Source organism: Vibrio sp. 2132-1 (genome assembly GCF_033344315.1).
On record NZ_JAWPON010000003.1, the window covers coordinates 179953 to 204551 of the forward strand.

The 24599-nt window shown below is 44.3% G+C and carries 21 protein-coding genes; 14 read left to right on the plus strand and 7 right to left on the minus strand.

Annotation, left to right across the window (positions count from 1 at the left end; translation table 11 throughout):
* From oppC to R8N47_RS04315, 4 genes are all read left to right on the plus strand, one after another.
* Complete coding sequence (gene oppC / locus R8N47_RS04300) at positions 1–903, plus strand: oligopeptide ABC transporter permease OppC (protein ID WP_017633861.1); 903 nt, start codon at positions 1–3, stop codon at positions 901–903.
* Positions 904–930: 27 nt separating this feature from the next.
* Complete coding sequence (locus R8N47_RS04305) at positions 931–1902, plus strand: ABC transporter ATP-binding protein (protein WP_005380792.1); 972 nt, start codon at positions 931–933, stop codon at positions 1900–1902.
* Positions 1881–2894, plus strand: a complete 1014-nt coding sequence (gene oppF / locus R8N47_RS04310; protein ID WP_005387265.1) for a murein tripeptide/oligopeptide ABC transporter ATP binding protein OppF — start codon at positions 1881–1883, stop codon at positions 2892–2894. The genes R8N47_RS04305 and oppF overlap by 22 nt, the downstream gene beginning before the upstream one ends.
* A gap of 167 nt (positions 2895–3061) precedes the next feature.
* On the plus strand, positions 3062–4009 hold the full coding sequence (locus R8N47_RS04315) for a glutathione S-transferase family protein (protein WP_064354188.1): 948 nt from the start codon (positions 3062–3064) through the stop codon (positions 4007–4009).
* Between the two features lie 114 nt (positions 4010–4123).
* Here the strand turns inward: R8N47_RS04315 and R8N47_RS04320 are convergent, their stop codons facing one another.
* From R8N47_RS04320 to R8N47_RS04330, 3 genes are all read right to left on the minus strand, one after another.
* Positions 4124–4546: a hypothetical protein gene (locus R8N47_RS04320; protein ID WP_005380804.1), complete on the minus strand. Its 423-nt coding sequence runs from the start codon at positions 4544–4546 to the stop codon at positions 4124–4126.
* A gap of 343 nt (positions 4547–4889) precedes the next feature.
* On the minus strand, positions 4890–7034 hold the full coding sequence (gene pta, locus R8N47_RS04325) for a phosphate acetyltransferase (protein ID WP_033905765.1): 2145 nt from the start codon (positions 7032–7034) through the stop codon (positions 4890–4892).
* Between the two features lie 136 nt (positions 7035–7170).
* Complete coding sequence (locus R8N47_RS04330) at positions 7171–8367, minus strand: acetate kinase (RefSeq protein ID WP_064354187.1); 1197 nt, start codon at positions 8365–8367, stop codon at positions 7171–7173.
* 346 nt (positions 8368–8713) lie between these two features.
* Between R8N47_RS04330 and yfbV the strand changes: the two genes are divergently transcribed.
* The 6 genes from yfbV (at position 8714) to R8N47_RS04360 (ending at position 15966) form a co-directional block, all read left to right on the plus strand.
* Positions 8714–9166: a terminus macrodomain insulation protein YfbV gene (yfbV, locus tag R8N47_RS04335; RefSeq protein ID WP_005380809.1), complete on the plus strand. Its 453-nt coding sequence runs from the start codon at positions 8714–8716 to the stop codon at positions 9164–9166.
* A 330-nt stretch (positions 9167–9496) separates the two neighbouring features.
* Positions 9497–10462 (plus strand): ABC transporter substrate-binding protein, encoded by a 966-nt coding sequence (locus R8N47_RS04340; protein ID WP_017633858.1) that lies wholly within the window; start codon positions 9497–9499, stop codon positions 10460–10462.
* Between the two features lie 174 nt (positions 10463–10636).
* Positions 10637–11572: an ABC transporter permease gene (locus R8N47_RS04345; RefSeq protein WP_054574798.1), complete on the plus strand. Its 936-nt coding sequence runs from the start codon at positions 10637–10639 to the stop codon at positions 11570–11572.
* Positions 11569–12363, plus strand: coding sequence for an ABC transporter ATP-binding protein (locus R8N47_RS04350; RefSeq protein WP_005380813.1), 795 nt, complete (start codon positions 11569–11571; stop codon positions 12361–12363). The genes R8N47_RS04345 and R8N47_RS04350 overlap by 4 nt, the downstream gene beginning before the upstream one ends.
* Before the next feature lie 141 nt (positions 12364–12504).
* A complete protein-coding gene (gene malZ / locus R8N47_RS04355) occupies positions 12505–14331 on the plus strand; it encodes a maltodextrin glucosidase (RefSeq protein ID WP_064354186.1) in 1827 nt (608 codons plus the stop codon).
* 174 nt (positions 14332–14505) lie between these two features.
* Positions 14506–15966: a sensor domain-containing diguanylate cyclase gene (locus R8N47_RS04360; protein WP_064354185.1), complete on the plus strand. Its 1461-nt coding sequence runs from the start codon at positions 14506–14508 to the stop codon at positions 15964–15966.
* Between the two features lie 51 nt (positions 15967–16017).
* Here R8N47_RS04360 and dusC read toward each other — a convergent pair whose 3' ends face one another.
* Complete coding sequence (dusC, locus tag R8N47_RS04365) at positions 16018–16977, minus strand: tRNA dihydrouridine(16) synthase DusC (RefSeq protein WP_064354184.1); 960 nt, start codon at positions 16975–16977, stop codon at positions 16018–16020.
* 170 nt (positions 16978–17147) lie between these two features.
* Here dusC and R8N47_RS04370 point away from each other — a divergent pair, with 170 nt between their 5' ends.
* Positions 17148–17765 carry a YecA family protein gene (locus tag R8N47_RS04370; protein WP_064354183.1) on the plus strand — a complete coding sequence of 206 codons (618 nt, stop codon included), beginning with the start codon at positions 17148–17150 and terminating at the stop codon, positions 17763–17765.
* A 79-nt stretch (positions 17766–17844) separates the two neighbouring features.
* On the opposite strand, the gene dsbB is transcribed toward R8N47_RS04370, so the two are convergent.
* Together dsbB and nhaB are read right to left on the minus strand one after the other, a co-directional pair.
* Entirely contained in the window at positions 17845–18381 is a 537-nt protein-coding gene (gene dsbB, locus R8N47_RS04375; RefSeq protein ID WP_017821379.1) for a disulfide bond formation protein DsbB, read from the minus strand.
* Between the two features lie 83 nt (positions 18382–18464).
* Positions 18465–20051, minus strand: coding sequence for a Na(+)/H(+) antiporter NhaB (gene nhaB / locus R8N47_RS04380; protein ID WP_005380822.1), 1587 nt, complete (start codon positions 20049–20051; stop codon positions 18465–18467).
* A 639-nt stretch (positions 20052–20690) separates the two neighbouring features.
* Here nhaB and fadR point away from each other — a divergent pair.
* Positions 20691–21530, plus strand: coding sequence for a fatty acid metabolism transcriptional regulator FadR (gene fadR / locus R8N47_RS04385; RefSeq protein ID WP_005380824.1), 840 nt, complete (start codon positions 20691–20693; stop codon positions 21528–21530).
* A gap of 111 nt (positions 21531–21641) precedes the next feature.
* Here fadR and R8N47_RS04390 read toward each other — a convergent pair whose 3' ends face one another.
* Positions 21642–22451, minus strand: a complete 810-nt coding sequence (locus tag R8N47_RS04390; RefSeq protein ID WP_017821380.1) for a hypothetical protein — start codon at positions 22449–22451, stop codon at positions 21642–21644.
* Positions 22452–23194: 743 nt separating this feature from the next.
* Between R8N47_RS04390 and R8N47_RS04395 the strand changes: the two genes are divergently transcribed.
* Together R8N47_RS04395 and R8N47_RS04400 are read left to right on the plus strand one after the other, a co-directional pair.
* Complete coding sequence (locus R8N47_RS04395) at positions 23195–23839, plus strand: hypothetical protein (RefSeq protein ID WP_225452447.1); 645 nt, start codon at positions 23195–23197, stop codon at positions 23837–23839.
* Between the two features lie 10 nt (positions 23840–23849).
* Positions 23850–24188 carry a hypothetical protein gene (locus R8N47_RS04400; RefSeq protein WP_062730501.1) on the plus strand — a complete coding sequence of 113 codons (339 nt, stop codon included), beginning with the start codon at positions 23850–23852 and terminating at the stop codon, positions 24186–24188.
* Positions 24189–24599: the final 411 nt, after the last annotated feature.

Below are 24599 nucleotides of genomic sequence, written 5' to 3' on the forward strand. Positions count from 1 at the left end.
ATGTTAACGAAAAAAGAAAACCTAGAAGCGATTGAGAAATTCTCCGAAAACTTGGAGATTGAAGGTCGCAGTCTTTGGCAAGATGCTCGTATCCGTTTCATGCGCAACAAAGCGGCGATGGTGAGCTTATTCCTTCTTGTTCTAATGACGTTGGCGGTTATTATCCTGCCAATGATCGCACCGTACACATTTGATGATACTGACTGGTACGCGATGCACGTTGCACCGAATGCTGACCATTGGTTTGGTACTGACAGCTTAGGCCGTGATTTATACGTGCGTACGCTAATTGGAGGTCGTATTTCGTTGATGGTAGGTGTTATGGGTGCATTTGTAGCGGTACTGATTGGTACGCTCTACGGCGCAGCATCTGGTTTCATCGGCGGTAAAGTTGACCGCGTAATGATGCGTATTCTAGAAATTTTATACGCGGTACCGTTTATGTTCCTGGTGATTGTACTGGTAACATTCTTCGGTCGTAACATCATGCTGATCTTCGTTGCGATTGGTGCTATCGCATGGCTAGATATGGCGCGTATCGTACGTGGCCAGACTCTTAGTCTACGTAGCAAGGAGTTTATCGAAGCGGCACATGTGTGTGGTGTAAGCAACTGGAAAATCATTACTCGTCATATCGTACCGAACGTACTGGGTATTGTAGCGGTATACTCTACGCTGCTTATCCCAAGTATGATTCTAACGGAATCATTCCTATCATTCCTTGGTCTTGGTGTCCAGGAACCAATGACAAGTTGGGGCGCTCTTCTACAAGAAGGTGCACAGACAATGGAAGTAGCAATCTGGCAGCTGGCATTCCCAGCAGTGTTCATGGTTGTGACGCTATTCTGCTTCAACTACGTTGGTGACGGCCTGCGCGATGCGCTGGATCCAAAAGACAGATAATTAAAAGATAAGATTAAGGAAGCAATGATGAGCTTATTAGATGTCAAAGATCTGCGCGTCGAATTCACCACGCAAGATGGTATCGTAACCGCAGTAAACGATTTGAACTTCTCTCTCAACCAAGGCGAAACCTTAGGTATCGTTGGAGAGTCGGGATCAGGTAAATCTCAAACCGTATTCGCAATCATGGGCCTTTTGGCTAAGAATGGTATTATTTCTGGTAGCGCAAAGTTTGAAGGCAAAGAAATCCTAAACTTACCAGAAAAAGAACTGAACAAAGTGCGTGCGGAACAGATCGCAATGATCTTCCAAGACCCAATGACATCACTGAACCCTTACATGAAAGTCAGTGATCAGTTGATGGAAGTGCTTATGCTGCACAAAGGCATGGGCAAAGCGGAAGCATTTGAAGAATCAGTACGCATGCTGGAAGCGGTAAAAATCCCTGAAGCGCGTAAGCGTATCACGATGTACCCGCATGAGTTTTCAGGCGGTATGCGTCAGCGTGTAATGATCGCGATGGCGTTGTTATGTCGTCCTAAACTGCTTATAGCCGATGAGCCAACAACAGCACTTGATGTGACGGTACAAGCACAGATCATGGACTTGTTGAATGAGCTGAAATCTGAGTTCAACACAGCGATCATCATGATCACTCACGACCTTGGTGTGGTTGCAGGTTCGTGTGACAAGGTGCTGGTGATGTATGCAGGCCGTACCATGGAGTACGGCAACGTAAACGAAATTTTCTACAATCCAAGCCATCCTTATGCGGAGGGGCTGCTGAAGGCGATTCCTCGCCTCGATACTGAGGGTGAAATTCTGCCGACCATTCCTGGTAATCCACCAAACTTGCTTCGTCTACCGCCGGGCTGCCCTTATCAAGAGCGCTGTCACCGTGTGATGGATCGTTGTAAGCGCGAGGCGCCAATTCTGACACCATTTGGTGATGGTCGTCAGCGTGCATGTTTTTCTGAATGGGAGGCTTGGAACAAATGAACGCAGTAGACAAAAAACTAATTCTGGACATTTCTGAGCTGAAAGTTCACTTCAGCATTGCCTCAAAGTCGGCATGGCCGTGGTCAAAGCCTTCGAGCCTGAAAGCGGTAGATGGCGTGAACGTTCGACTATACGAAGGGGAAACGCTTGGTGTAGTAGGTGAATCAGGTTGTGGTAAATCGACGTTTGCTCGTGCCATCATTGGTCTGGTTGAAGCTACTGACGGCCAAGTAGTTTGGTTGGGTCAAGACCTTACTAAAATGAAAAGCGTTCAGCGCCGTGAGACGCGTAAAGAAATTCAGATGATTTTCCAAGACCCATTGGCATCGCTGAATCCGCGTATGACTGTTGGTGATATCATTGCTGAACCTCTTGAGACATTCTATCCAGAACTGTCTAAGCAGGAAGTGAAAGATCGCGTTAAAGAGATGATGGCGAAAGTTGGCCTATTACCTAACGTGATTAACCGTTACCCACACGAGTTCTCGGGTGGTCAGTGTCAGCGTATCGGGATAGCGCGTGCGCTTATCCTTAAGCCTAAGATGATCATTTGTGACGAGCCAGTATCGGCGCTTGATGTATCTATTCAAGCTCAGGTGGTTAACCTACTTAAAGAGATTCAAAAAGAGTTAGGGCTTTCTCTGGTATTCATTGCGCATGACTTGTCTGTCGTTAAACACATTTCAGATCGCGTTTTAGTTATGTATTTAGGTAATGCCGTGGAACTTGGCGAGGCCGAGGCTCTGTTTGCTGATCCTAAGCACCCATATACGCGTGCGCTGATGTCTGCGGTTCCGATCCCGGACCCGGATATTGAGCGCAATAAGAAAATCCAAATGCTAGAGGGTGATCTTCCTTCACCTATCAACCCACCGTCGGGTTGTGTATTCCGCACTCGTTGCCCACAAGCAACCGAAGAGTGTGCGAAGACAAAGCCAACCATTTTAGGTAATGACGTTCACGCGGTATCTTGTTTACACGTTAGTGTATAAATTCAGCCTGTGACGGGCTTAAGCGCGACACCTTCATCGGGTCGCGCTTTTTTTATGTGTCTGATTTATACATTCGAATTTCTTGAACATGATGTCCTAAGTTCGATGATTCTCTGTTTGATAGGAAACGCTAATATAGACACAAACAGAACGAGAGGAGAGCAATCATGGGTAAGTTGGTTGAAGGTGTTTGGCAAGATGTCTGGTATGACACAAAATCAAATGGTGGCAAATTTGTGCGCGAAGATGCCGGATTCCGTAACTGGGTTAAAAACGACCCTGATGCGGAGTTTACACCAGAGTCCGGTCGATACCATTTGTATGTCTCTCTTGCTTGTCCGTGGGCACATCGAACCCTCATTTTCCGCAAGCTGAAAGGTTTAGAACCACATATTGATGTCACGGTCGTTTGCCCTGATATGCTCAGCCAAGGTTGGCAAATGGGGCTTCCTGAGCCATTGTTTGGTCACATGCGCATGTATCAAATTTACACGCAGGCCAAACCCGATTACACGGGCCGCGTAACCGTGCCTGTACTTTGGGATAAAAAGACCAATACTATTGTGTCAAACGAGTCGTCAGAGATCATTCGCATGTTCAATTCGGAATTCAATGCGTTAACAGGGAATCACGACGACTACTATCCAGATCATCTAAAACACGTTATTGATGAGTGGAACGATTTTGTTTATCCAAATGTCAACAACGGAGTGTATCGTTGTGGCTTCGCGACTACACAAGAGGCGTATGAAGAAGCGTTTGATTCTTTGTTTAATGCGTTAGATAAAATCGATGCTCACTTAGCGACGCATCGTTACTTAGCAGGGAACACAATTACTGAGGCTGATTGGCGTTTGTTTACGACTCTTATTCGTTTTGATGCGGTGTATGTGGGGCATTTCAAGTGTAACAAGCAGCGCATCGCAGACTACGAAAATATACAAGGCTACTTAAAAGAGTTATATCAAGTCGAAGGCGTCGAAGAAACGACGGATTTCTATCACATTAAACGCCACTACTACTTCAGCCACACTGGGATTAATCCGGCGCAAGTTGTACCAAAAGGGCCTGATTTAGACCTAAATACTCCTCATGGAAGAGAAAGGATTGGCTAGTTTGCTGCTTCCATCGCAAATGAAAAAGTACTTAACGGTTAGCAATGCCGTTAAGTACTTTTGTGTCATCTAAATACCGGGAGTAGGAAGTTTACTTTTTCATTCATCGCCACCTTACTTAGCGCGTACGATGTCCATCACTAGCTTTCCGTCCACTTTTACAGGACCGTCCTCTTTAGCGCCGAGCGTATACTCAAACACACCAGTCTTCATGCCACCTTTCTCTCCGTGGACCATTAACATCAGCATATCGCCTGATTCTACTGGTTCCATCAAAATTGCATTTACGTTTTCATTCTTTCCCATTTTTAACGGAGCGTAGCCGATAACAGGACCAGGCTTCATTGATTCGTCTGTTCGGTGGACAACCATCCACCCATTGTCATCAGCATGAGCCATTTCAGCGGTCACCGTTCCTCCGGACATATCTTGATCGACGCCTTTAATACTCGGGGCGGAAAAGCTGAATGAAGAAAAACTAATCAGAAACGCAGCTAAACCAAACTTTATCAGTGATGTATTGATGAAATCCTTCATATATATTCCTTAGCAGTCAATGAGTTTGTGCATTGCAGTAGCTTTTACGTATTTCCTAGCAAAAAAGTTTAGCTAAAACGTAAATAATGTCGATAAATTGAACAGGGACCGTGCTGCTTTGGAGCCAATGCATTTTTGGGAGTGGGTCAATCGGTGTAATAACAAGCACGAGCAATGTCGATTAGGTATGGGGGGGCGATAGGAAGAAAAGCTTTGTGCACCAGTAATTATAGATTGTGCAGTGATTGGTATAAAAAACAAATAAGTGTTCTGGCCAGCAATAGAAAAAGCCCTCGACGAATCGAGGGCTTTGTATCTATATCCAACTAGATGTCAGAAGCGATTATTTAGCTTCTTGGTCTGCTTGGATAGCTGTTAGAGCGATGGTGTACACGATGTCGTCTACTAGCGCGCCACGAGACAAGTCGTTTACAGGCTTACGCATACCTTGCAGCATTGGACCGATAGATACTAGGTCAGCTGAACGTTGTACCGCTTTGTAAGTTGTGTTACCCGTGTTTAGGTCTGGGAATACAAATACTGTCGCTTTACCTGCAACTGGAGAGTTTGGTGCTTTAGAAGCAGCAACGTTTTCCATAATAGCAGCGTCGTACTGTAGAGGACCGTCAATGATAAGATCAGGACGTTTCTCTTGAGCCAGTTTTGTTGCTTCACGTACTTTATCAACGTCTGCACCCTTACCAGATTCACCAGTAGAGTAAGAGATCATTGCAACGCGTGGTTCGATACCGAATGCTGCTGCAGAGTCAGCAGATTGGATAGCGATTTCAGCAAGCTGTTCAGCAGTTGGATCTGGGTTGATTGCACAGTCACCGTAAACCAGTACTTGATCAGGCAGAAGCATGAAGAATACTGAAGATACGATAGACGCATTTGGTGCCGTCTTGATGATTTGGAACGGAGGAACGATAGTGTTCGCCGTAGTGTGAACAGCACCAGAAACTAGGCCGTCAACTTCGTCGTTCTCAAGCATCATTGTGCCAAGGAATACTGAATCTTGTAGCTTCTCACGAGCCACAACTTCAGTCATGCCTTTCGCACCGCGCAACTCAACTAGGCGAGCAACGTAGTTTTCACGAACAGCATCTGCATCGATGATGGTTACACCAGTACCTAGCTCAACGCCTTGTTGAGCCGCTACGCGACGGATCTCATCTGGGTTACCTAGAAGTACACAGTCTGCAATGCCGCGTTCAGCACAGATTGCCGCTGCTTTAACTGTGCGTGGTTCGTCACCTTCTGGAAGAACGATACGCTTACCTGCTTTACGAGCAAGTTCAGTTAGCTGGTAACGGAACGCTGGTGGGCTTAGACGACGAGACTTCTGAGTGCCTTCAGTCATAGACTCGATCCAGTTACCGTCGATGTGGCCAGCAACGTGTTCGTTGATGAACTCGATACGCTCTTTATCGTCTGCAGGTACTTCGATGCTGAAGCTCTGTAGGTTTAGAGACGTTTGCCAAGTGTTACCTTGTGCTTTGAAGATAGGTAGACCAGTGTCGAATGCTGGTTTACATAGGCCTTCGATTTCGCTAGGGATATCGTAACCGCCAGTTAGCAGTACAGCACCAATATCCACACCGTTCATTGCAGCAAGAGAAGCAGCAACGATAACATCAGGACGGTCTGCAGAAGTAACAAGTAGAGAGCCCGGTTTGAAGTGCTCAATCATGTTTGGCAGAGAACGTGCACAGAAAGTGATGCTCTTGATGCGACGAGTGTTGATGTCACCTTCGTTGATGATATCTGCGTTCAGGTGTTTAGCCATGTCGATTGCACGAGTCGCAATCAGATCAATGCTCCATGGCACACAACCTAGTACACGAATTGGAGAAGTGTTGAAAATTTCCATCACTTTCAATTCGTTTTGTTTCGCGCTGTCTGCATCGTCAAAGATTTCAGATAGGTCAGGGCGAGTACGGCCAGCTTCGTCAACAGGAGCGTTTAGCTTGTTGATGATAACACCAGAGATGTTTTTGTTTTTAGTGCCGCCGAAGTTAGAACATGCTACTTCGATACGCTCTTTCAGTTGCGCAGGGTTATCAGTACCTGGAGTCGCAACTAGCACGATTTCTGCACCAAGTGTTGCCGCGATTTCCGCGTTTACTTGGTTTGCAAATGGGTGCTTACGAGTAGGTACAAGACCTTCGATTAGCGTAACGTCTGCGTCTTTGTTGATTTGGTTGTAACGTTCAACAACGGTTTCTAGCAGCTCGTCCATGTTGTCGTTACCGATTAGGCTTTCAGCAACAGACATCGCCATTGGTTCACCGATCTTCATATCGCTGTTACGACCAACGATAGTTGAAGTCAGATCTGGCTGATCACCACCTGAACGTGGCTGACAGATTGGCTTGTAGAAAGAAACTTTAACGCCTTTACGCTCCATAGCGCGAAGAACACCCATGCTAACGCTTGTTAGGCCAACGCCTGCGCTAGTAGGGATAAGCATAATAGTACGAGACATTCGTAGAGTACCTTTAGCTATTTGGGGGATAAAAGCTCAACTCTTATTCCATGAAGCTCGAAGAATAGGAGTTGAGCCCCTAAGAAATTCGTTTGAATGAAAATCTGGCTAGCCGAGTGGCTAGCCAGGAATTCAATTAAAGACCTGTCAGGCGAGCAGTGTCTTCAGCGATGACTAGCTCTTCGTTAGTAGAGATAACCATTGCAGGGATACGGCTGTTTTCAGTCGTGATAACGCCTTCGCCGCCGAAGCGAGCTTTAAGGTTAGCTTCGCTATCTACTTCGATACCGAAGATGCCAAGACGGTTTAGAACCATTTCACGGATAGGGCCAGAGTTCTCGCCGATACCGCCAGTGAAAGTGATTGCGTCTAGACGGCCTTCCATTGAAGCCGTGTAGCCAGCAACGTATTTAGCTAGACGGTGACAGAACACGTCCATTGCGCGCGTTGCTTCTTCTTTTTGACCGTAGTTGTCTTCAACGAAACGACAGTCAGAAGTCACTTCAGTTAGACCTTGAAGACCAGACTCTTTAGTTAGCATCGTGTTGATTTGTTCAACAGAGTAACCTAGAGCGTCGTGTAGGTGGAAGACGATAGCAGGGTCGATGTCGCCACAGCGAGTACCCATTACCAGACCTTCAAGTGGAGTAAGACCCATAGAAGTGTCTACAGATTGACCGTTCTTGATCGCACATACAGATGCGCCGTTACCTAGGTGACAGTTGATGATGTTTACTTCTTCAACTGGTTTGTTTAGTAGGCCTGCAACTTCACGAGTGATGAACAAGTGAGAAGTACCGTGCATGCCGTAACGACGGATACCGTGTTCTTTGTATAGGTTGTATGGAAGAGCATATAGGTAAGACTCTTCAGGCATAGTTTGGTGGAACGCAGTGTCAAATACAGCAACGTTTTTCAGCTCTGGGAAGTTTTTCTTAGCCGCTTCGATACCGATGATGTGAGCAGGGTTATGAAGAGGTGCAAATGTTGCAGCGTCTTGAATACCTTTTAGAACTTCATCAGTAATTAGTGCAGATTGAGTGAACTGCTCGCCGCCGTGAACGATACGGTGACCGATTGCGCCTAGGTTAGCTTTAAGCTCTGGCTTAGAAGCAAGAATAGTTTCTACCATAAACGCTAGTGCTTCTTCGTGAGCTGCACCATTGCCTAGTTGAGCTTCGTGCTTGCCATCAAGTTTCCACTTGATGCGAGCTTCAGGAAGGTGAAGACACTCAGCAAGACCTGACAAGTGCTCGTCGCCGTTCTCGGCATCAACAACGGCAAATTTAAGAGAAGAACTACCGCAGTTTAAAACTAAAACTAGCTTAGACATGTATGACTACCTGTTATTCGTCTGATAAAAAATCAGTTAAAGAATGAAAAATTAATCACAAGAATAGCCGATACCCAGAAGGCTGCGTACTAATCCTGGTCAAAAATTGTTCTAATTCCATATAAAGAAATAGTGATGAACCCTTCCATCACTATGATGCGATCCGTGCAGATAGATATCTCGGAGTTGCTTAAATTGTAAATAACAGCAACAATGAGATTGAGGGTCTGCAAAGGATAGCGATAATAAGCAATGATAACAAAAAAAATTTGAAAGAATATTAACTTTCATCAATTTTTTGTACCTTCAGTTGAAATGTTCAACTATTTTTTAGTGAGAGAGCGGTATGAGTAATAAAGTCGGATTGATCCATAGCCTGAAAGATGGCCAGAATTACATGGAGATCTGGCCGGTTCGTAAAGAGCTAAGCGCCATATTTCCGGAACAGCGTATCATTAAGGCGACTCGCTTTGGCATTAAAGTCATGCCGGCCGTTGCTGCGATCAGCGTACTCACTCAAATGGCATTCAACAATTACCACGCGTTACCTCAATCCATTGTTGTCGCCTTGTTTGCGATTAGCTTGCCACTTCAAGGCATTTGGTGGCTTGGTGCTCGATCCAACACGAAATTGCCGCCTTCTTTGGCCTCTTGGTATCGGGAGTTGCATCAAAAAATTGTGGAAACAGGTTTTGCATTAGAGCCTGTCAAAGCTCGCCCTCGTTACAAAGAGCTTGCGATCATACTGAACCGAGCGTTTCGCCAGCTCGATAAATCGTCATTAGAGCGTTGGTTCTAATTTAAATTGTTTGAAATGGAGTGTGCACTGGCCGCTCCATTTTTGATCCTGCCTCTATTACCTACTTTGACGGTCGTCGATGAAGCGAGCGAAGCTTTGTTTACCAAAGATTCTTTCCGGATGAAGAAGTCCCCCCGATCACAAATGTTGCTTTAGTGTTAAATCTTTCTTTTCTTTACTAAGACTTAGTAGTAATAATAAAAACAAGATGCGCAAGAAGTGCACAGTTATACGAACACAACAATACCGCCTTCAAACATTTGAATTCACGAGTCGATACACATATTGAAAGCTCGTGAAACAAGGACGAAGTCACATCAAGGAGTTATGATGAAAACGAAACGTTTATTAGCCACCGCCGTTCTATCTGCTACTGCTATTTTCTCTTCTACCAATGTACTGGCCGCCACTGCAACTGTCGCAGTTTCACAGATTGTCGAACACCCGGCGTTAGACGCGACGCGCCAAGGATTACTTGATGGTTTGAAAGCGAAAGGCTACGAAGAAGGCAAAAATCTAGAATTTGATTATAAGACCGCACAGGGTAATCCAGCGATTGCGGTGCAAATTGCCCGTCAGTACGTCGGCGAAAATCCTGATGTGTTAGTTGGCATCGCGACACCTTCGGCACAAGCCTTGGTGTCGGCTACTCGCTCTATTCCTGTTGTCTTTACTGCGGTAACAGATCCGGTTGGTGCGAAATTGGTTAAGTCGATGGAACAACCAGGCAAAAACGTAACTGGCCTGTCTGATCTTTCACCCGTTGCTCAGCATGTCGATCTCATCCAAGAAATTCTTCCTCAGGTGAAAAGCATCGGGGTTGTATTTAATCCCGGTGAAGCTAATGCCGTGACTTTAGTTGAATTACTAAAAGAAAGCGCAAAAGCAAAAGGCATACAAGTGGTTGAAGCGACCGCACTAAAAAGTGCTGATGTTCAGTCTGCGACTCAAGCGATTGCAGCGAAATCAGACATTCTTTACGCCCCAACAGACAATACAGTTGCAAGTGCGATTGAAGGGATGATTGTGGCAGCGAATCAAGCGAAGAAACCTGTATTTGGTGGCGCGACGTCGTATGTGGAAAAGGGTGCAATTGCAGGCTTAGGTTTTGACTACTACCAGGTTGGTGTACAAACCGCGGATTACGTGGCGGCGATTCTTGATGGTCAAGAACCAGGCAAGCTGGATGTAAAAGTCGCGACGGGCTCTGACCTTGTAATTAATGAAAGCGCAGCATCTAAGCTCGGTATCAAGCTGCCAAGTTCTGTGGTTGAACGTGCGACAAGCATGCAATAAGTAACGCTTTTTGGGGTTAAGCCTGTCACGTTGGTTGGTAGACGCTTGCCCCAAAATTGATACTCGCCGGATTTCTCGTGTAGAGCATTCTGCTAGAGAAGAAGGGGAGTATACGTTAGAAGTCTTACGTTCAGGTTGGTATTAGCCAGCCTGAGCATGCAGAAAGGAGCAGTTATGTCTGCATTTGCTTTTTTTGGCGCACTCGAAATTGGCTTGATTTATGGCCTAGTCGCACTGGGTGTGTATCTTACGTTCCGTGTTCTCGATTTCCCCGATTTGAGTGTGGATGGCAGCTTTCCAATGGGAGCTGCGGTGGCTGCAACGGCGATTGTCGCAGGTATTAATCCTTGGCTTGCGACAATAATGGCGATGATAGCTGGTAGTATGACGGGGTGGGTAACCGCTTTTCTGGCTGTTCGGTGTGGTATTTTACACCTGTTAGCTTCCATTCTTACCATGATCGCGGCATTTTCAATCAATATTCGTATTATGGGTAAACCTAATATGGCGTTGCTTGGAGAGGATACGATTCTCACTCCGTTTGAAGCATTGGGCGATCCGATGTTCATTCGTCCTCTGGTTGTTGGGGTCTTAGTTCTTTTGTCCGCTTTCTTTGTCATTCGCCTGCTGAACAGCGACTTTGGTCTTGGTTTACGAGCCACGGGCGTTAATGCGCGTATGGTTTCTGCGCAAGGGGCGAGCACTGGTTTTTATACCTACTTTGGCTTGGCTTTATCCAACGGGTTTGTGGGATTCGCAGGCGCGTTGTTTGCACAAACGAACAGCTTTGCAGATGTGACCTCTGGCGTGGGCACCATTGTGGTTGGTTTGGCTGCTGTGATTTTGGGGCAGACCCTTATTCCCGGGCGCAAGATTTGGGTTGCGGTATTTGCGGTCATCATCGGTTCGGTACTTTATCGCCTTGCAGTGGCTTTCGCTTTGAGCTCTGGCATGTTTGGTTTACAAGCTTCAGACCTCAACCTGGTTACCGCAGTATTGGTGGCTGTGGCGCTTATTGCTCCAAAGCTAAAACAGAGCATGAGAGCGAAACAACGCGTTACTGATGCTAAACAAGCGGCATCAAAAAATGGTTCTGGGGAGGCATTATGATCGAACTAAATAATATTCAGGTCACGTTCAACCCTGGGACGATTTTGGAAAATCGTGCATTGAAAGGCGTCTCTTTAGAGGTTCCAGATCATCAATTTCTTACCGTGATTGGTTCTAATGGCGCAGGAAAATCGACGTTGCTTGGTGCGGTGACAGGTGAGACGCCGATGATAGGTGGTCAGGTTATCATTGACGGCAAAGACGTCACCAAGCAGACGGTTGCCCAACGTGCGACGCAATGCGCCCGAGTGTTTCAAGATCCATTGGCCGGGACTTGTGGTGAACTTACGATAGAAGAGAACATGGCTCTAGCGCACATGCGTGGTAAAAAACGCAGCTGGGGGTTGGCGCTCTCTACTAAACGTCGCAAGCTGTTCCAAGAGCGAATTAGCATCCTCGGTCTTGGTTTAGAAGACCGCTTGGGCGATAGCATTGGGTTGCTGTCTGGTGGACAACGACAAGCCGTTAGCCTTGTGATGGCGACGTTATCGGAGAGTAAGCTGTTATTGCTTGATGAACACACGGCTGCGCTTGATCCTCGTATGGCGGCGTTTGTTATCGACTTAACTAAACGTATTGTCGATGAGTTCGATTTAACAGTGATGATGGTGACGCATTCGATGAAAGACGCATTAGCATGTGGCGATAGGACCGTAATGCTTCACCAAGGTGAAATTGTGCTTGATGTGGCTGGAGAGCAGCGCGCTAACATGCAAGTACCAGACTTGTTGGATATGTTCTCCAAAGTGCGTGGTGAAGAGCTGGCAGATGACAGTCTCTTGTTGAACTAAGCGGTATCCGACAAGTCACTACGCCTACTAAGTGTGATCCTCCTTGGGAAAATTGGCTGATATGTCAACTCGCAAGGAGGATTTCTTGTCTCTAATTCTTCAATAACATAGTGGCATATCCGATGACGAGGAGTGCCCATAATGAACCTGCCATTTATTTTTCATAGTCAAACTATTGATGGTTTAGCTTTTAATGACGAGCAAGTTACAGTCAGACTGAAAACCGAGACATTGGATTTTGATTCCGTCTATGTGCGTATTGAGCCGGACAATGAAGAATATCTGGTCGATATGGCTCAAGTAGGAACAGCTGGTGAATTATTACTATGGGAGGCATCGTTTCGACCAAATCAAGATCGAGATGTCACACATTATGTGTTTAAGCTCCTCAAAGACGGACAACAATACTGGCTCGATGCACGAGGCGTACAAAAGCGTATTCCACCCAAAGAGTTCCACTTTAAGTTGAATGTAGAGCATCAACCACCAAGCTGGGTCCAAGAGCAAGTTTTCTATCAAATCTTTCCTGACCGTTTTTCTGCTAGTAAAAGTGAGTCTGATATTCGCCACGCTTATGCTCAGTATGATTCTGCATCGGTCGTCAAGGCGTGGGGAGACGCGGTAGGCTCTCACCAAAATACCGGGGCACGTGAATTCTTTGGCGGCGACCTCAAAGGTGTAGAACAAAAGTTGGACTATCTTGAACAGCTCGGCGTTACTGCGCTTTATTTCAACCCGATCTTTTCTTCACCAAGTAATCATAAATACGACACCACCGATTACTTCACTGTTGACCCTATGCTCGGCACCAACGATCAGTTTGCTGAACTGTGTGAGAAAATCCGTGGTAAGAATATGAAGATTGTCTTAGACGCGGTGTTTAACCACACGTCAGTGCATCATCCTTGGTTTGATATCCAACAAAAAGGAGAAGGAGCGTATGGCAATCCGCAGTCAAAGTTCCGTGATTACTACTTTTTCGAAGGTGAAACCAATCACTACATTGGTTGGAAAGGCATTGGTAACTTACCGGTTCTGAACTTTGAAAATGAACAGGTGCGCGACTACATCTACCAAAGTGAAGATTCTGTCATCAAGTATTGGCTGAAGCCACCGTACTTGGTTGATGGCTGGCGGTTTGATGTAATCCATATGCTTGGCGAAGGGGACGGCGCGAAAAACAATGCTCATTATGTGGCAGCGTTTCGTAATGCGACTAAGTCAGTAAACCCGAATGCTTATGTGTTAGGTGAGCACTTTTTTGAAGCAACGCAGTGGTTGCAAGGTGATCAAGAGGATGGGGCGATGAACTACTACGGTTTTGCTCATCCAGTCCGAGCTTTTATCGCACGACAAGATATTATGTACGATCCAATCAACATTGATGGTTTGGAGTTTAAAGCATGGTTGGACGAAGCCAGAGCAAAAATCCCATTTTCTAATCAGCTATCGCAGCTAAATCAACTCGATAGTCACGATACTGCTCGGTTTATCACATTGGTTGATGGTGATAAGCGTAAAATGAACATCGCGCTAGCAATGCTTATGACTTACGTTGGCACGCCTTGTATTTACTACGGGAGTGAAGTCGGTCTAGAAGGAGGGCTAGACCCGGATAATCGTCGTTGTTTTCCTTGGAATGAAATTGAAAGTTCACAATGGCTATCGCTTTACCAACAATGGATCAAGATACGTAAACAATGTAAGCCTTTACAGTCGGGCTGTATTCAATGGCTTCATTGCACTAACAACCAGTTGGCGTACGCACGTGTACTGGGTCGCGAAGCAGTCGTTGTTATGATTAATCTCAGTGGTAATGAATGTTCAATCGATTTACCTATGTGGCAACTGGGCTTGGAGGTTAGCCAAGTTATATCGTTGTTAGATGACACAGAACAGGTTGATTATAAAGGTCATATCTCTGTCAATATGTCGGCACAGAGCTGCAAATTATGGCGACTAAAGTGACACCACACTCTATATTGATTAAACTCCTTTAATATATAAACGGTCTCAAACAGCGCGCACACATTTGTTTGGTCTCTTGTTATCTGGTGCTGCATTGCATGCGTCACCAGATAACGAGTATCAATTTAATAGCAGTCATAAGAGACTATTGACCTTTCATATGCATGGTACTCAATGGTAAACCAAAGGCGATTTAGCCTCTCATTTGTCATCTTTTTTCCTCTGGCGTTATTTGTAGTGGTTTTACTCGTGACAACGAAAAATTACTATGATGCGGTTAACCGCTATATCGATTCTGAGTATGCGCGTATCGAGCGTGCAATGTCTCGCGGTATTAAAGTACTCACGGCTTTAGATTACAGCTTCACCAACTATACCAATTACGCTAACCCACTGTTTGAAGAACATAATTCTTTAGTCAAAGAAGGGCTTTGTTATCTTTGGCCTATAGATGTGTTATTACTCGAAAGTGTTTATAGTGAAGGGTTACCTGCGGTTGACCTTGATTATATGATCGTAGGGGATGAAAGCTTATGTCAGCAAGGTTCAACGATTAACCAGTTAGCTGAACAAAAGGCGGGTTTTGCGCCGTCATTGTCATTTCTGCACGATATTGAATCGCACATTGTTGGAATCCATTACATTGACAAGCGCGGTTACGTTATCTCCTCACCCGATACCTACGCAAAAAATTTCACTAGAGAGCTTTTGTCAACGCTAAAAGCCCGACCTTTTTGGCAAAAAACCGCGCAAGATAAAGTGAACATTACCTTGGCTGGACCAGGGCCTGTGTTGGACTCGATGGAAGGTCAAGTCATTAGTATGACGGTACCCGTCTATGAGAAAGGAGAACATCAAGGTGTTTTGTCTATTGATTTCGACATCAATACGCTCATGGCTTCGTCGCTAGGTCTTGTTGGTCAGTTTCATTTGGTTTCCAATTTACAATCCATTCCTTCAAACAGTACACGAATCAAACCTGTCGAATTAGAGCGATTGAGTGCGAATCACAGCATGTACTACGAGTACAACCTTTGGGATGAAGCTAAGAACCTAGCGGTTTTTGAAAAATACAGCCTTATTGTCGCACTATTTATTTACGTGCTGAGTACCGTCGTCTTGTTCTATGTGAATATGCATAGCGAGCGACGTTACTTTAAAGAACTGGCAGCAAGAGACCCAATGACCAGTTTATTGAATCGTCGAGGTATGCAAACCGTGTGGCGTAATAAGATGACAAAAAAACAGGTTGCTTTAGCAGTGTTCGATATTGATAACTTCAAGAAGATCAACGACACCTATGGTCATGATGTCGGTGATTCTGCAATTCAGCTTGTTGCAAAATGTATACGTGAAAATATTCGCCATACCGATGTTGCCTCAAGGTTTGGTGGCGAAGAGTTCGTTTTAGCGATTTATGACGAAGATTCAGAGGGCATTAAACTCATTTTAGACAGAGTAAAAAAGGCCATAGATGAGCGCTCGACACGCGTAACGAAAGAAGGCTTTACGATCTCTGGCGGTGTGGTGTTTAGTAAAGAGAGCCGAGTAGAAAACTTTGATGAGTTGTTTAAAGCGGCGGATGAAAAGTTATATCAAGCCAAAAGTACCGGCAAAAATAAGATCTGTTACTAGGATTTAGGTACAAAAAAGGACGAGATATTCGTCCTTTTTTGTGTTCGGGAGTTATGCAACCTGAGAGTTTAAGTCATCGCGGTAGCGTTGAATATGCTCAACAATTGGTGTGGCTTTGTTGAACGTTCTGATTTCTCTAAATAGGTCTTTTGCTTCAGGATAAGCCTGGCGTAAGTAAGAGAACCATTGTTTTACGCGGTTTGGGTAATACAAGCCTTTATCGCCTTTCATCTCAAACTTGGAGTAGTAGATGAGCAACTCAACCACCTCGGGCCATGACATTGGCTGGTGGTTATGTTTTACCATATTGCCTAAGTTAGGGATATTGAAAGCGCCTCGGCACACCATCAAAGAGTTAACGCCAGTCGTTTCAATGCAACGTTGACCGTCTTCATAATTCCAAATTTCACCATTCGCTATCAGTGGGATATAGAAACGTTCGCGAATTTGGTTGATGTAATCCCATTTTATCTCAGAAGCTTTATAACCACCTTGTTTAGTACGTGCGTGTACGGTCAATTCATTTGCGCCAGCAGACTGAATGGCATCGACAATTTCAAAGCAATCTTCAGGGTTCTCCCAACCAAGACGAATTTTTGCAGTTACGGGAATGGCTTCTGGAACGGCTTCTCGACAAGCTTTCACAACACGGTGAATGAGCTCTGGATGCTGGAGTAGCGCTGCACCACCTTTACTTTTGTTGACCATTTTGGCTGGGCAACCAAAGTTTATATCAATGCCTCTGGCACCAAGATTTGCCGCTTTAATTGCGTTCTCAGCCATCCAGTTCGGTTCCTGTCCCAACAATTGCACATGTACTGGCACACCAGATGCAGTCTGAGAACCTTGCAACAGCTCTGGGCATAAACGGTGAAACACATGATCGGGTAATAGCTGGTCGATTACGCGAACAAACTCCGTAACACACAGGTCATAGTCGTTTATCTCGGTCAGGATTTGGCGCATCAAATGATCTAAAACGCCTTCCATTGGGCCTAGTACAACTCGCATAGCTTGCCTAATACAGTTTGGTGGTAAAAAGGAGGGCGATTGTAGCGATGTAAGTTAAGTTTGTCATTAAAAGACTCGAAGCGCCCAATGCCGTCAAACACACAACGTTAGGTTACTTGCTTTTGAGCTCTGAGGTATAATGCCGCCAAATTTATGGGAAACCAGATGTCATGCAATACACATTGATTGAAAAAGGTGAAGTTCACGTCGATGAATCTTGCCTATTTATCGAAGGCGCAGTGTTAGCTGCGAATCTGACGACAAAACCACTCGCTCCTGAAAAGTGGTTAGAGCCGCTATTAGGTGAGGGATTCAAAGCGATTCAACCAGCTGTGGAAGAGCAAATTCACAAGCAGCATAACCGAATTCAACGAAACGAATATTCCGTGCTAGAGCTAACAGGCAAAGAACCTGAACAACTTGCTGATTTTGCCGAAGGCTTTATGTCTGTTTGGTCAATGATTGAAGAACAGTGGCAAGACGTTGAGCTCAATGATGGATTACAGCGTATGCTGCAAGCATTACTGACCACTTTGATGCTGGCTATCGATGAGCCAGCAACGCAGCAACAGATGCGCGACGCAGGTATTGAAACGCCACCGGCCCTGACAGATTTAGTCGACCAGCTTGATTTAATGGTCGGTGAAGTCGCGCTGGGCGCGGATGAGTTGATGGTAGGAAATAAAGCTCAAAGCCTAAACCCATTCAAAGGTATCGGGCGCAATGATCCCTGTCCTTGTGAGAGCGGAAAAAAATTCAAGCAGTGCTGTGGTCAATCACGCGGCTAAATCGAATCGCCGCGCTATCCACTTAACAAAAAGCCGACCAGATGGTCGGCTTTTTGTTAATTTTTACGCGTCAGTAGGATTAACGAATTGGATTAACGCGTTTTGCAGGGAAGAATTGTGCAATTACAATTAATGCCAAAGCGATTAAATTGCCTGCAAAAATTACGACTAACCATTGTGGCATTGATAAATCAAGGAACTGCCATACAACCTTAGAGCAATCACCATATGCTTCAAACATCCAAGGAACCCACTGATTGAGCGGAGCCCAGCTAGGGAATGTGACGAATAAATCGCAAGTCGCGAATGGTGATGGATTAAACTGGTAGTCAACGTGCTGCATCGCAAGTAACAAACCCTTGTAAGCACTTAATCCCCAGCCTATCAAACCTAGCCAGCGGAAAATTGGGTTCTTGGGTGCCAATATACCAACCATTGCAGCGACGCCCACTCCCATCATCGCGACTCTTTCATAAATACACATGACACATGGTGCAAGCATCATGACGTGCTGAAAATAGAGGGCACATGCTTCAAAGAAAACGACGAATAGCAGAAGCAGTAGCCAAGATAAACGTCCCTTTGAAAACTGGTTAAGTGAATTTAAAATAGTCACGTTTTTGTTCCTGTCTGAAATAGAAAAAGCTCTGAATACTCAGAGCTTTTTATCGTGGATAAGTTTCCTAATCAACTCAAATTTTAGTGACCACCGGATACTACGGGAGTTAGATCACCACTATGAGGTAAAATCCAACCAGCTTCGTAGAAAGAAGCTGTTGCAGGCTCTAGGAAGAACATGATTCCCATCAGACCGACAATCGCAAGAACGACGGTGTAAGGCAGCGCCATGATAACCATTCGACCGTAAGACAGACGAATTAATGGAGCGAGAGCCGATGTGAGTAAGAATAGGAATGCCGCTTGACCGTTTGGCGTTGCAACAGAAGGCAGGTTAGTACCAGTATTGATTGCCACCGCCAGTAAGTCGAACTGATCACGAGTAATGAGACCCTCAATGAGTGCAGTTTTTACTTCATTGATGTAAACCGTACCAACGAACACGTTATCCGACACCATAGATAATAAGCCATTCGCCACATAGAACAGAGCTAGCTGAGTACCTTTATCTTCAACGGCAAGCACCGCATCGATGACTGGTTTAAACAGCTCTTGGTCAATGATTACAGCAACGATCGAGAAAAATACTGCAAGCAGTGCAGTGAAGGGCAGGGCCTCTTCAAACGCTTTCCCCATGGAGTGCTCTTCAATGACACCAGTAAATGCGGTCGCTAAAATGATCACAGAAAGGCCAATTAAGCCGACAGCCGCTAAGTGCAAAGCGAGTGCAACGATCAACCAAACCGCAATAAGACCTTGAACCCAGAGTTTTGCGACATCTTGATTTGTTCGCGTTTTACGCTCTTCACGGTCAAAATCGACGAGGATCTGACGAACGTTGTTAGGAAGCTTCGCGCCGTAGCCAAACACTTTAAGCTTTTCAACTAAAGCACAAGTGATGAGACCACAGAAAAATACAGGGAGTGTCACTGGAGACATACGGATTAGGAATTCACCAAATAACCAACCCGCTTGGTCTGCAATAATTAAGTTTTGAGGTTCACCAACCATCGTGGTTACGCCACCTAAGGCAGTACCTACGCCAGCATGCATCAACAAAGAGCGCAAAAAGGCACGATAGTTTTCTAGGTCATCACGCGTTAGTTCAGTGATCGTGTCATCTTGTGTATGGTCATGGTCACCGATAGGGTTACCAGACGCCACTTTGTGATAGATAGAGTAAAAGCCGATCGCCACGCTGATAACAACGGCGATAACCGTCAAGGCATCCAAAAATGCAGACAAAAATGCCGCAGCAAAGCAGAACGCGAGTGATAGTAGGGTTTTAGAGCGAATGCCAAGTAAAATTTTGGTAAAAATGAACAGCAATAGCTGCTTCATGAAGTAGATGCCCGCAACCATAAATACCAGAAGTAGCAGTACTTCGATATTTGCTACTAATTCGTGCTTAACTTGCGCAGGGCTAGTCATGCCGATAGCAATGGCTTCAATAGCAAGTAAACCGCCAGGTTGTAATGGGTAGCATTTTAATGCCATTGCTAGCGTGAAAATAAATTCAGCGACCAACAACCATCCAGCTACAAATGGGTTTATTAGGAAGAATACAATCGGGTTAATTATTAAGAAGGCTATAATGGCAACTTTGTACCAATCAGGCGCTTTACCAAGGAAGTTCTTGATAAAAGCGTTTCCGAGCGATATCGGCATGATAATTCTCTTTATAACAAAATTATGAATAGACACTACAATAGTGCTTAAGTATCTGTTTGTTAGACTTATTAACTAGTCTTTAAAAACAATAACTTAGTAAAACAACAATCCTTTGTTTATTGTAGTCTTGCCAAGTTACTTCCCCTGAACTCAAGCACCGCTCACTTTCGACCGCAAACTCTACACTCAGGCATTTATTAGTCAATAACAAAACGTGATGCTACCGACTAAAATGACTTTTTAAATGTAATAACGCGATCAAAACGGCGTTACTATACCATGAAAGTCTTAAAAAAATCCTCTTGGATTTTAAATGACGGTCAGTGACGAGAAAAGGCAAATTAAGAAAGAATATTAACTGTGATATACAAAGTAATTTTTCATATTTTGAATATAAAAATGTGACACGGTTGTATTTATTTCTCCGAGATTTGTGAGCTGTTTAATTAAATGAAAATTCATATTTTACTGCTTTCGCTCGCATGTTAGAGCCTCTTAAATTGACACAACATATAGAGTATTAACTCTATGTTATGGAGTCGTTTCCACTATTGATCGTAAATTTTCTCAAACCGCTAAGTAGTGGTATGATGAGTAGTATCGACCCTCAGAAATCAATATTGGATAAAAAGTAGAATGGTCATAAAGGCGAAAAGCCCTGCGGGATTCGCAGAAAAATATATTATCGAGAGCATTTGGAACGGCCGTTTTCCTCCAGGCTCAATTTTACCTGCTGAGCGCGAGCTGTCCGAACTGATTGGTGTTACTCGAACGACTTTAAGAGAGGTTCTTCAACGACTAGCCCGTGATGGATGGCTGACTATCCAGCACGGCAAACCTACGAAAGTTAACCAATTTATGGAGACCTCTGGTCTGCATATTTTGGATACTTTAATGACGCTAGACGTTGATAATGCGACAAACATTGTAGAAGATCTGCTTGCGGCACGTACCAACATCAGTCCTATCTTTATGCGCTATGCATTTAAAGCGAACAAAGAGAGCTCTGAGCGTACAATTAAGAACGTAATCGAATCTTGTGAAGCTTTAATGAATGCGGCTTCCTGGGACGAATTCATCGCTTCTTCGCCGTATGCTGAAAAAGTTCTGCAGAATGTGAAAGAAGATAACGAGAAAGATGAAGCGAAGCGTCAAGAAATCTTGATTGCTAAAACGTTCAACTTTTACGATTATATGCTTTTCCAGCGCCTAGCATTCCATTCAGGAAATCAAATTTACGGTTTGATCTTTAATGGTTTGAAGAAGCTCTACGATCGTGTCGGTAGCTACTACTTCTCAAATCCAGCTTCTCGTGAGCTAGCTCTGAAGTTTTACCATCAATTGCTCGAAACTTGTGAAAGTGGCCAGCGTGAACAACTACCAGTGGTGATTCGTCATTATGGTATGGAAAGTGCGTTGATCTGGAACGAAATGAAAAAGCAATTACCAACGAACTTCACGGAAGACGACAGCTAAGCGCTGACAAGTTGAATAAACGAAAACCGCAGTGCCTTAGGCCTGCGGTTTTTTTTGTTTTTATTTATAAGTCGGCGACGAACCAAGCACCAATAAAAAGGCATGGAACGTTTATCCTGCTAGCGAGAGTCTGGGTAACGGTAGATATAATGACTCTACGACATCTGAAAGGACATGGTCGTAAGTATTGAAGATGGTCAATGACAAGTCCGATGTGACGCCATAAAGCTCTGCTTCTGTTAAGTCGACATGACTCCCTGTCACGTATTCATTTAGCGTCTGTATTGAGCGCGTGGAAGCAGGAGAGGTAATGCTAAGTGGAGCGATAACCGCTAGTTGGTTTAGCTTACGCATCATGACCGATGCATAGTTTTTGAAACGCTCATTTCCGCCTTGTTCTCCTAAATCTTGAATGCTGATTCGTAACTGAGTCAGGGTCTCCAAGCTATCCATAATGTTTTGCCAGTTCATGTGATACTCATTATGCAAGTCATCTCTTTGTTCAACCGCTAGCCATGCGATGGTTACTTCATCCATCAAAAACAAGCAATGACGAATTAACTTACCATGCTCCATCTGGTTTCTTGCAACACTATGGTCATTCCATTGTTCAAGTAGTTTCCCTACTTTAATCTGTAATACGCGATACATGGGTTTGTTTTCAAACCGTGATGTTTCGACTAAAAGATGCAGCTTGTTAGTCAGAGCATCATGAAGAGCGTCCAATTTTTGTTGATCGTTTTGTTGGAATTGAAGCGAGTAGTGAGTAGCAGCTCGGTGGTGTCTCAGAAGGTGAACAACATCTCGCAACAATGTTAACAGCTGATATTTGCGCGCATGTTGCTGCTCTCGTTTAGAAGATAAGTGATATATTCCGGCTAAAATAGCGATGGACAATAGTGTGGAAATCAAAACAAACATAACCAACTCCTTGTTAGTGTTTGGACCTAACAAGGAAGATTGCAGTTTTGATGCCAAACAAAAACTCAATTTAAACAATTGGTTATATTGAATGTTCTTTTTGAATGGTCGTTGTTGGTGCATGGATTCACCAAATTTGTGAATATGGTTGATTATTCGGTGTCGATGCTTGGTGTACGCGTTATTCTTTGTGAGTTACATATTGATTACTTTTTGTAGTCTGATTCAAGTCACAATGTTTAGAAATTAAAATACTCGAACACTTCATATGATATAAGTTGTCTATTTTGTTGATTGTTCGAGGTAATTAATTTGTCTAATAAATTCGACCTATGCTTCAGTACTCACTCAAAGATAACGCTCCCTATCGATACAAATGATGAGGATAGGTACCTTCAGTTTCGTAAGGACAACCCACATATATTTGGTAGTTTTATTCCCGCAGGTACTCCTTTCATACTGAACGAAGGCTCTGTGAACAACATAGCTAAGTTGCGTAGCGAGAGACCTGATATAGCTTGTGCTCTTGATACTGTAAAAAGTTGGTCACAAGAAACCAAAAGAAATGTAGCCAATCTAACACGTGAGTTTGGCGATGAAAACTAACAAGCGGTAGCCCTCCTCTATGAAAAAGAGATTAAGCCTTTTTTAGATGCTACTAATCATACTATGGGGAGGGGGGAATCGATGAGTATACTGCAGTAGGTGCTGCCGCTACTGCTGTTAATGAAAAGCAAGTCAGATTGAGTAATTTCGGGAAAGCTTCGCTCAAATATCAAAACGCCTTACTAGATGTACGTACAGCCTCACGAAGTGGTGCGCAGAAAAAGGAGCTTGTGAAGCTTGGATATAGAGTTAAAGAAGCTCACAGTTCTTTGAATGCCAAATTTACAAAAGAGCTTGCCCATTATGCAGGACGAGTTAAAAGTAGCCGTGGAAACATTTGGAGCAACCCGAATAGGGCTGTCAATATCGCGCGAAGTGGCAGGGATATAACTAAGTTACATTTAACATCTATAGCTAACATCCGCTCAATTCGATTTCTTGAACAAAGCTCTAGTATTGTGGGTAAAAAGATCATCATGATTGATGCTGGTGTTCGCTTTAACAATGTTCGAAATGCCAAGAATAACGGAGAAAATTGGCAAAAAAGAGCAGCAATGGAAGTTGCAGGGTTTGGTGCGAGCAACGCTGCTGGCGTTTGGACTACATCCAAAGTGATTGTATCTGGAATGGGAGTCGCTTTGGCTGCTGGCCCATTTGGAGTAGTAGTATTAATAGGTGTTGGTTTAGGGGCTGGTTATGCGGCTGCAAAAATGGGTGATTGGTTTGGGCAAGGTTTAGCAGAAAAAACCTATGAAACTAGCTCTAAAGTAAATTGGTTTTAAAGGAGTAGTTGTGTTTTGTTTCGATCTTATAGTGATGATTGTTGGTTGGACATGGTTACTGAGCACATTGGTTTTTATTCGTGTATCAGCAAAGCGGATTGAGACAAAAATATTGCAGGATGGTCATGATCCAATTGGCTGGGACAGAAATGGGTGGGGTTTTAGATTTCCCATGTACGCCTCAGTGTTGATGCGAGGTAAACCTGCGAAAGTATCGCTGGTAGAAGACAAACTTATTCTAAAGTACGCGACGGTCTTTGACCGAGTGCTTGCGTATATTGTCACAATAAGCTTCGTGATGGCACTTGCTTTGGGAGCAGTAATGGGGTTGGGGCCTGAAGAGTACTGAGTGAAAACCAGTTAAGCGCAGGGCTCTGTAGAACGGTGAATACAAGCCTAGTTGAAAAGCCAAATCCTAGTAAAGGGAACAAAGTGTTTTATTTTAATATTGTAAACATTATTGTTGGATGCACTTGGCTAGTGAGTACCTTGTTTTTTATTCGTATATCGGTAAAGCGGATTGAGAAAAAGATGTCGAAGGATGGTCATGGCCCTGTCGGTTGGGATAGAGATACCTGGGGGGTTAGATTCCCAATGTATACTACAGTTTTAATGCGAGGCAAGCCTGCGAAAGTATCACTTGTAGATGATCAGTTAATACTAAAATACGCAACGACATTTGATCGAGTTCTCGCTTTTGTAGTCACGATCAGCTTTGTACTTTTCCTTGCATGTGGCGCGATTATTACTTGGGGTCCAG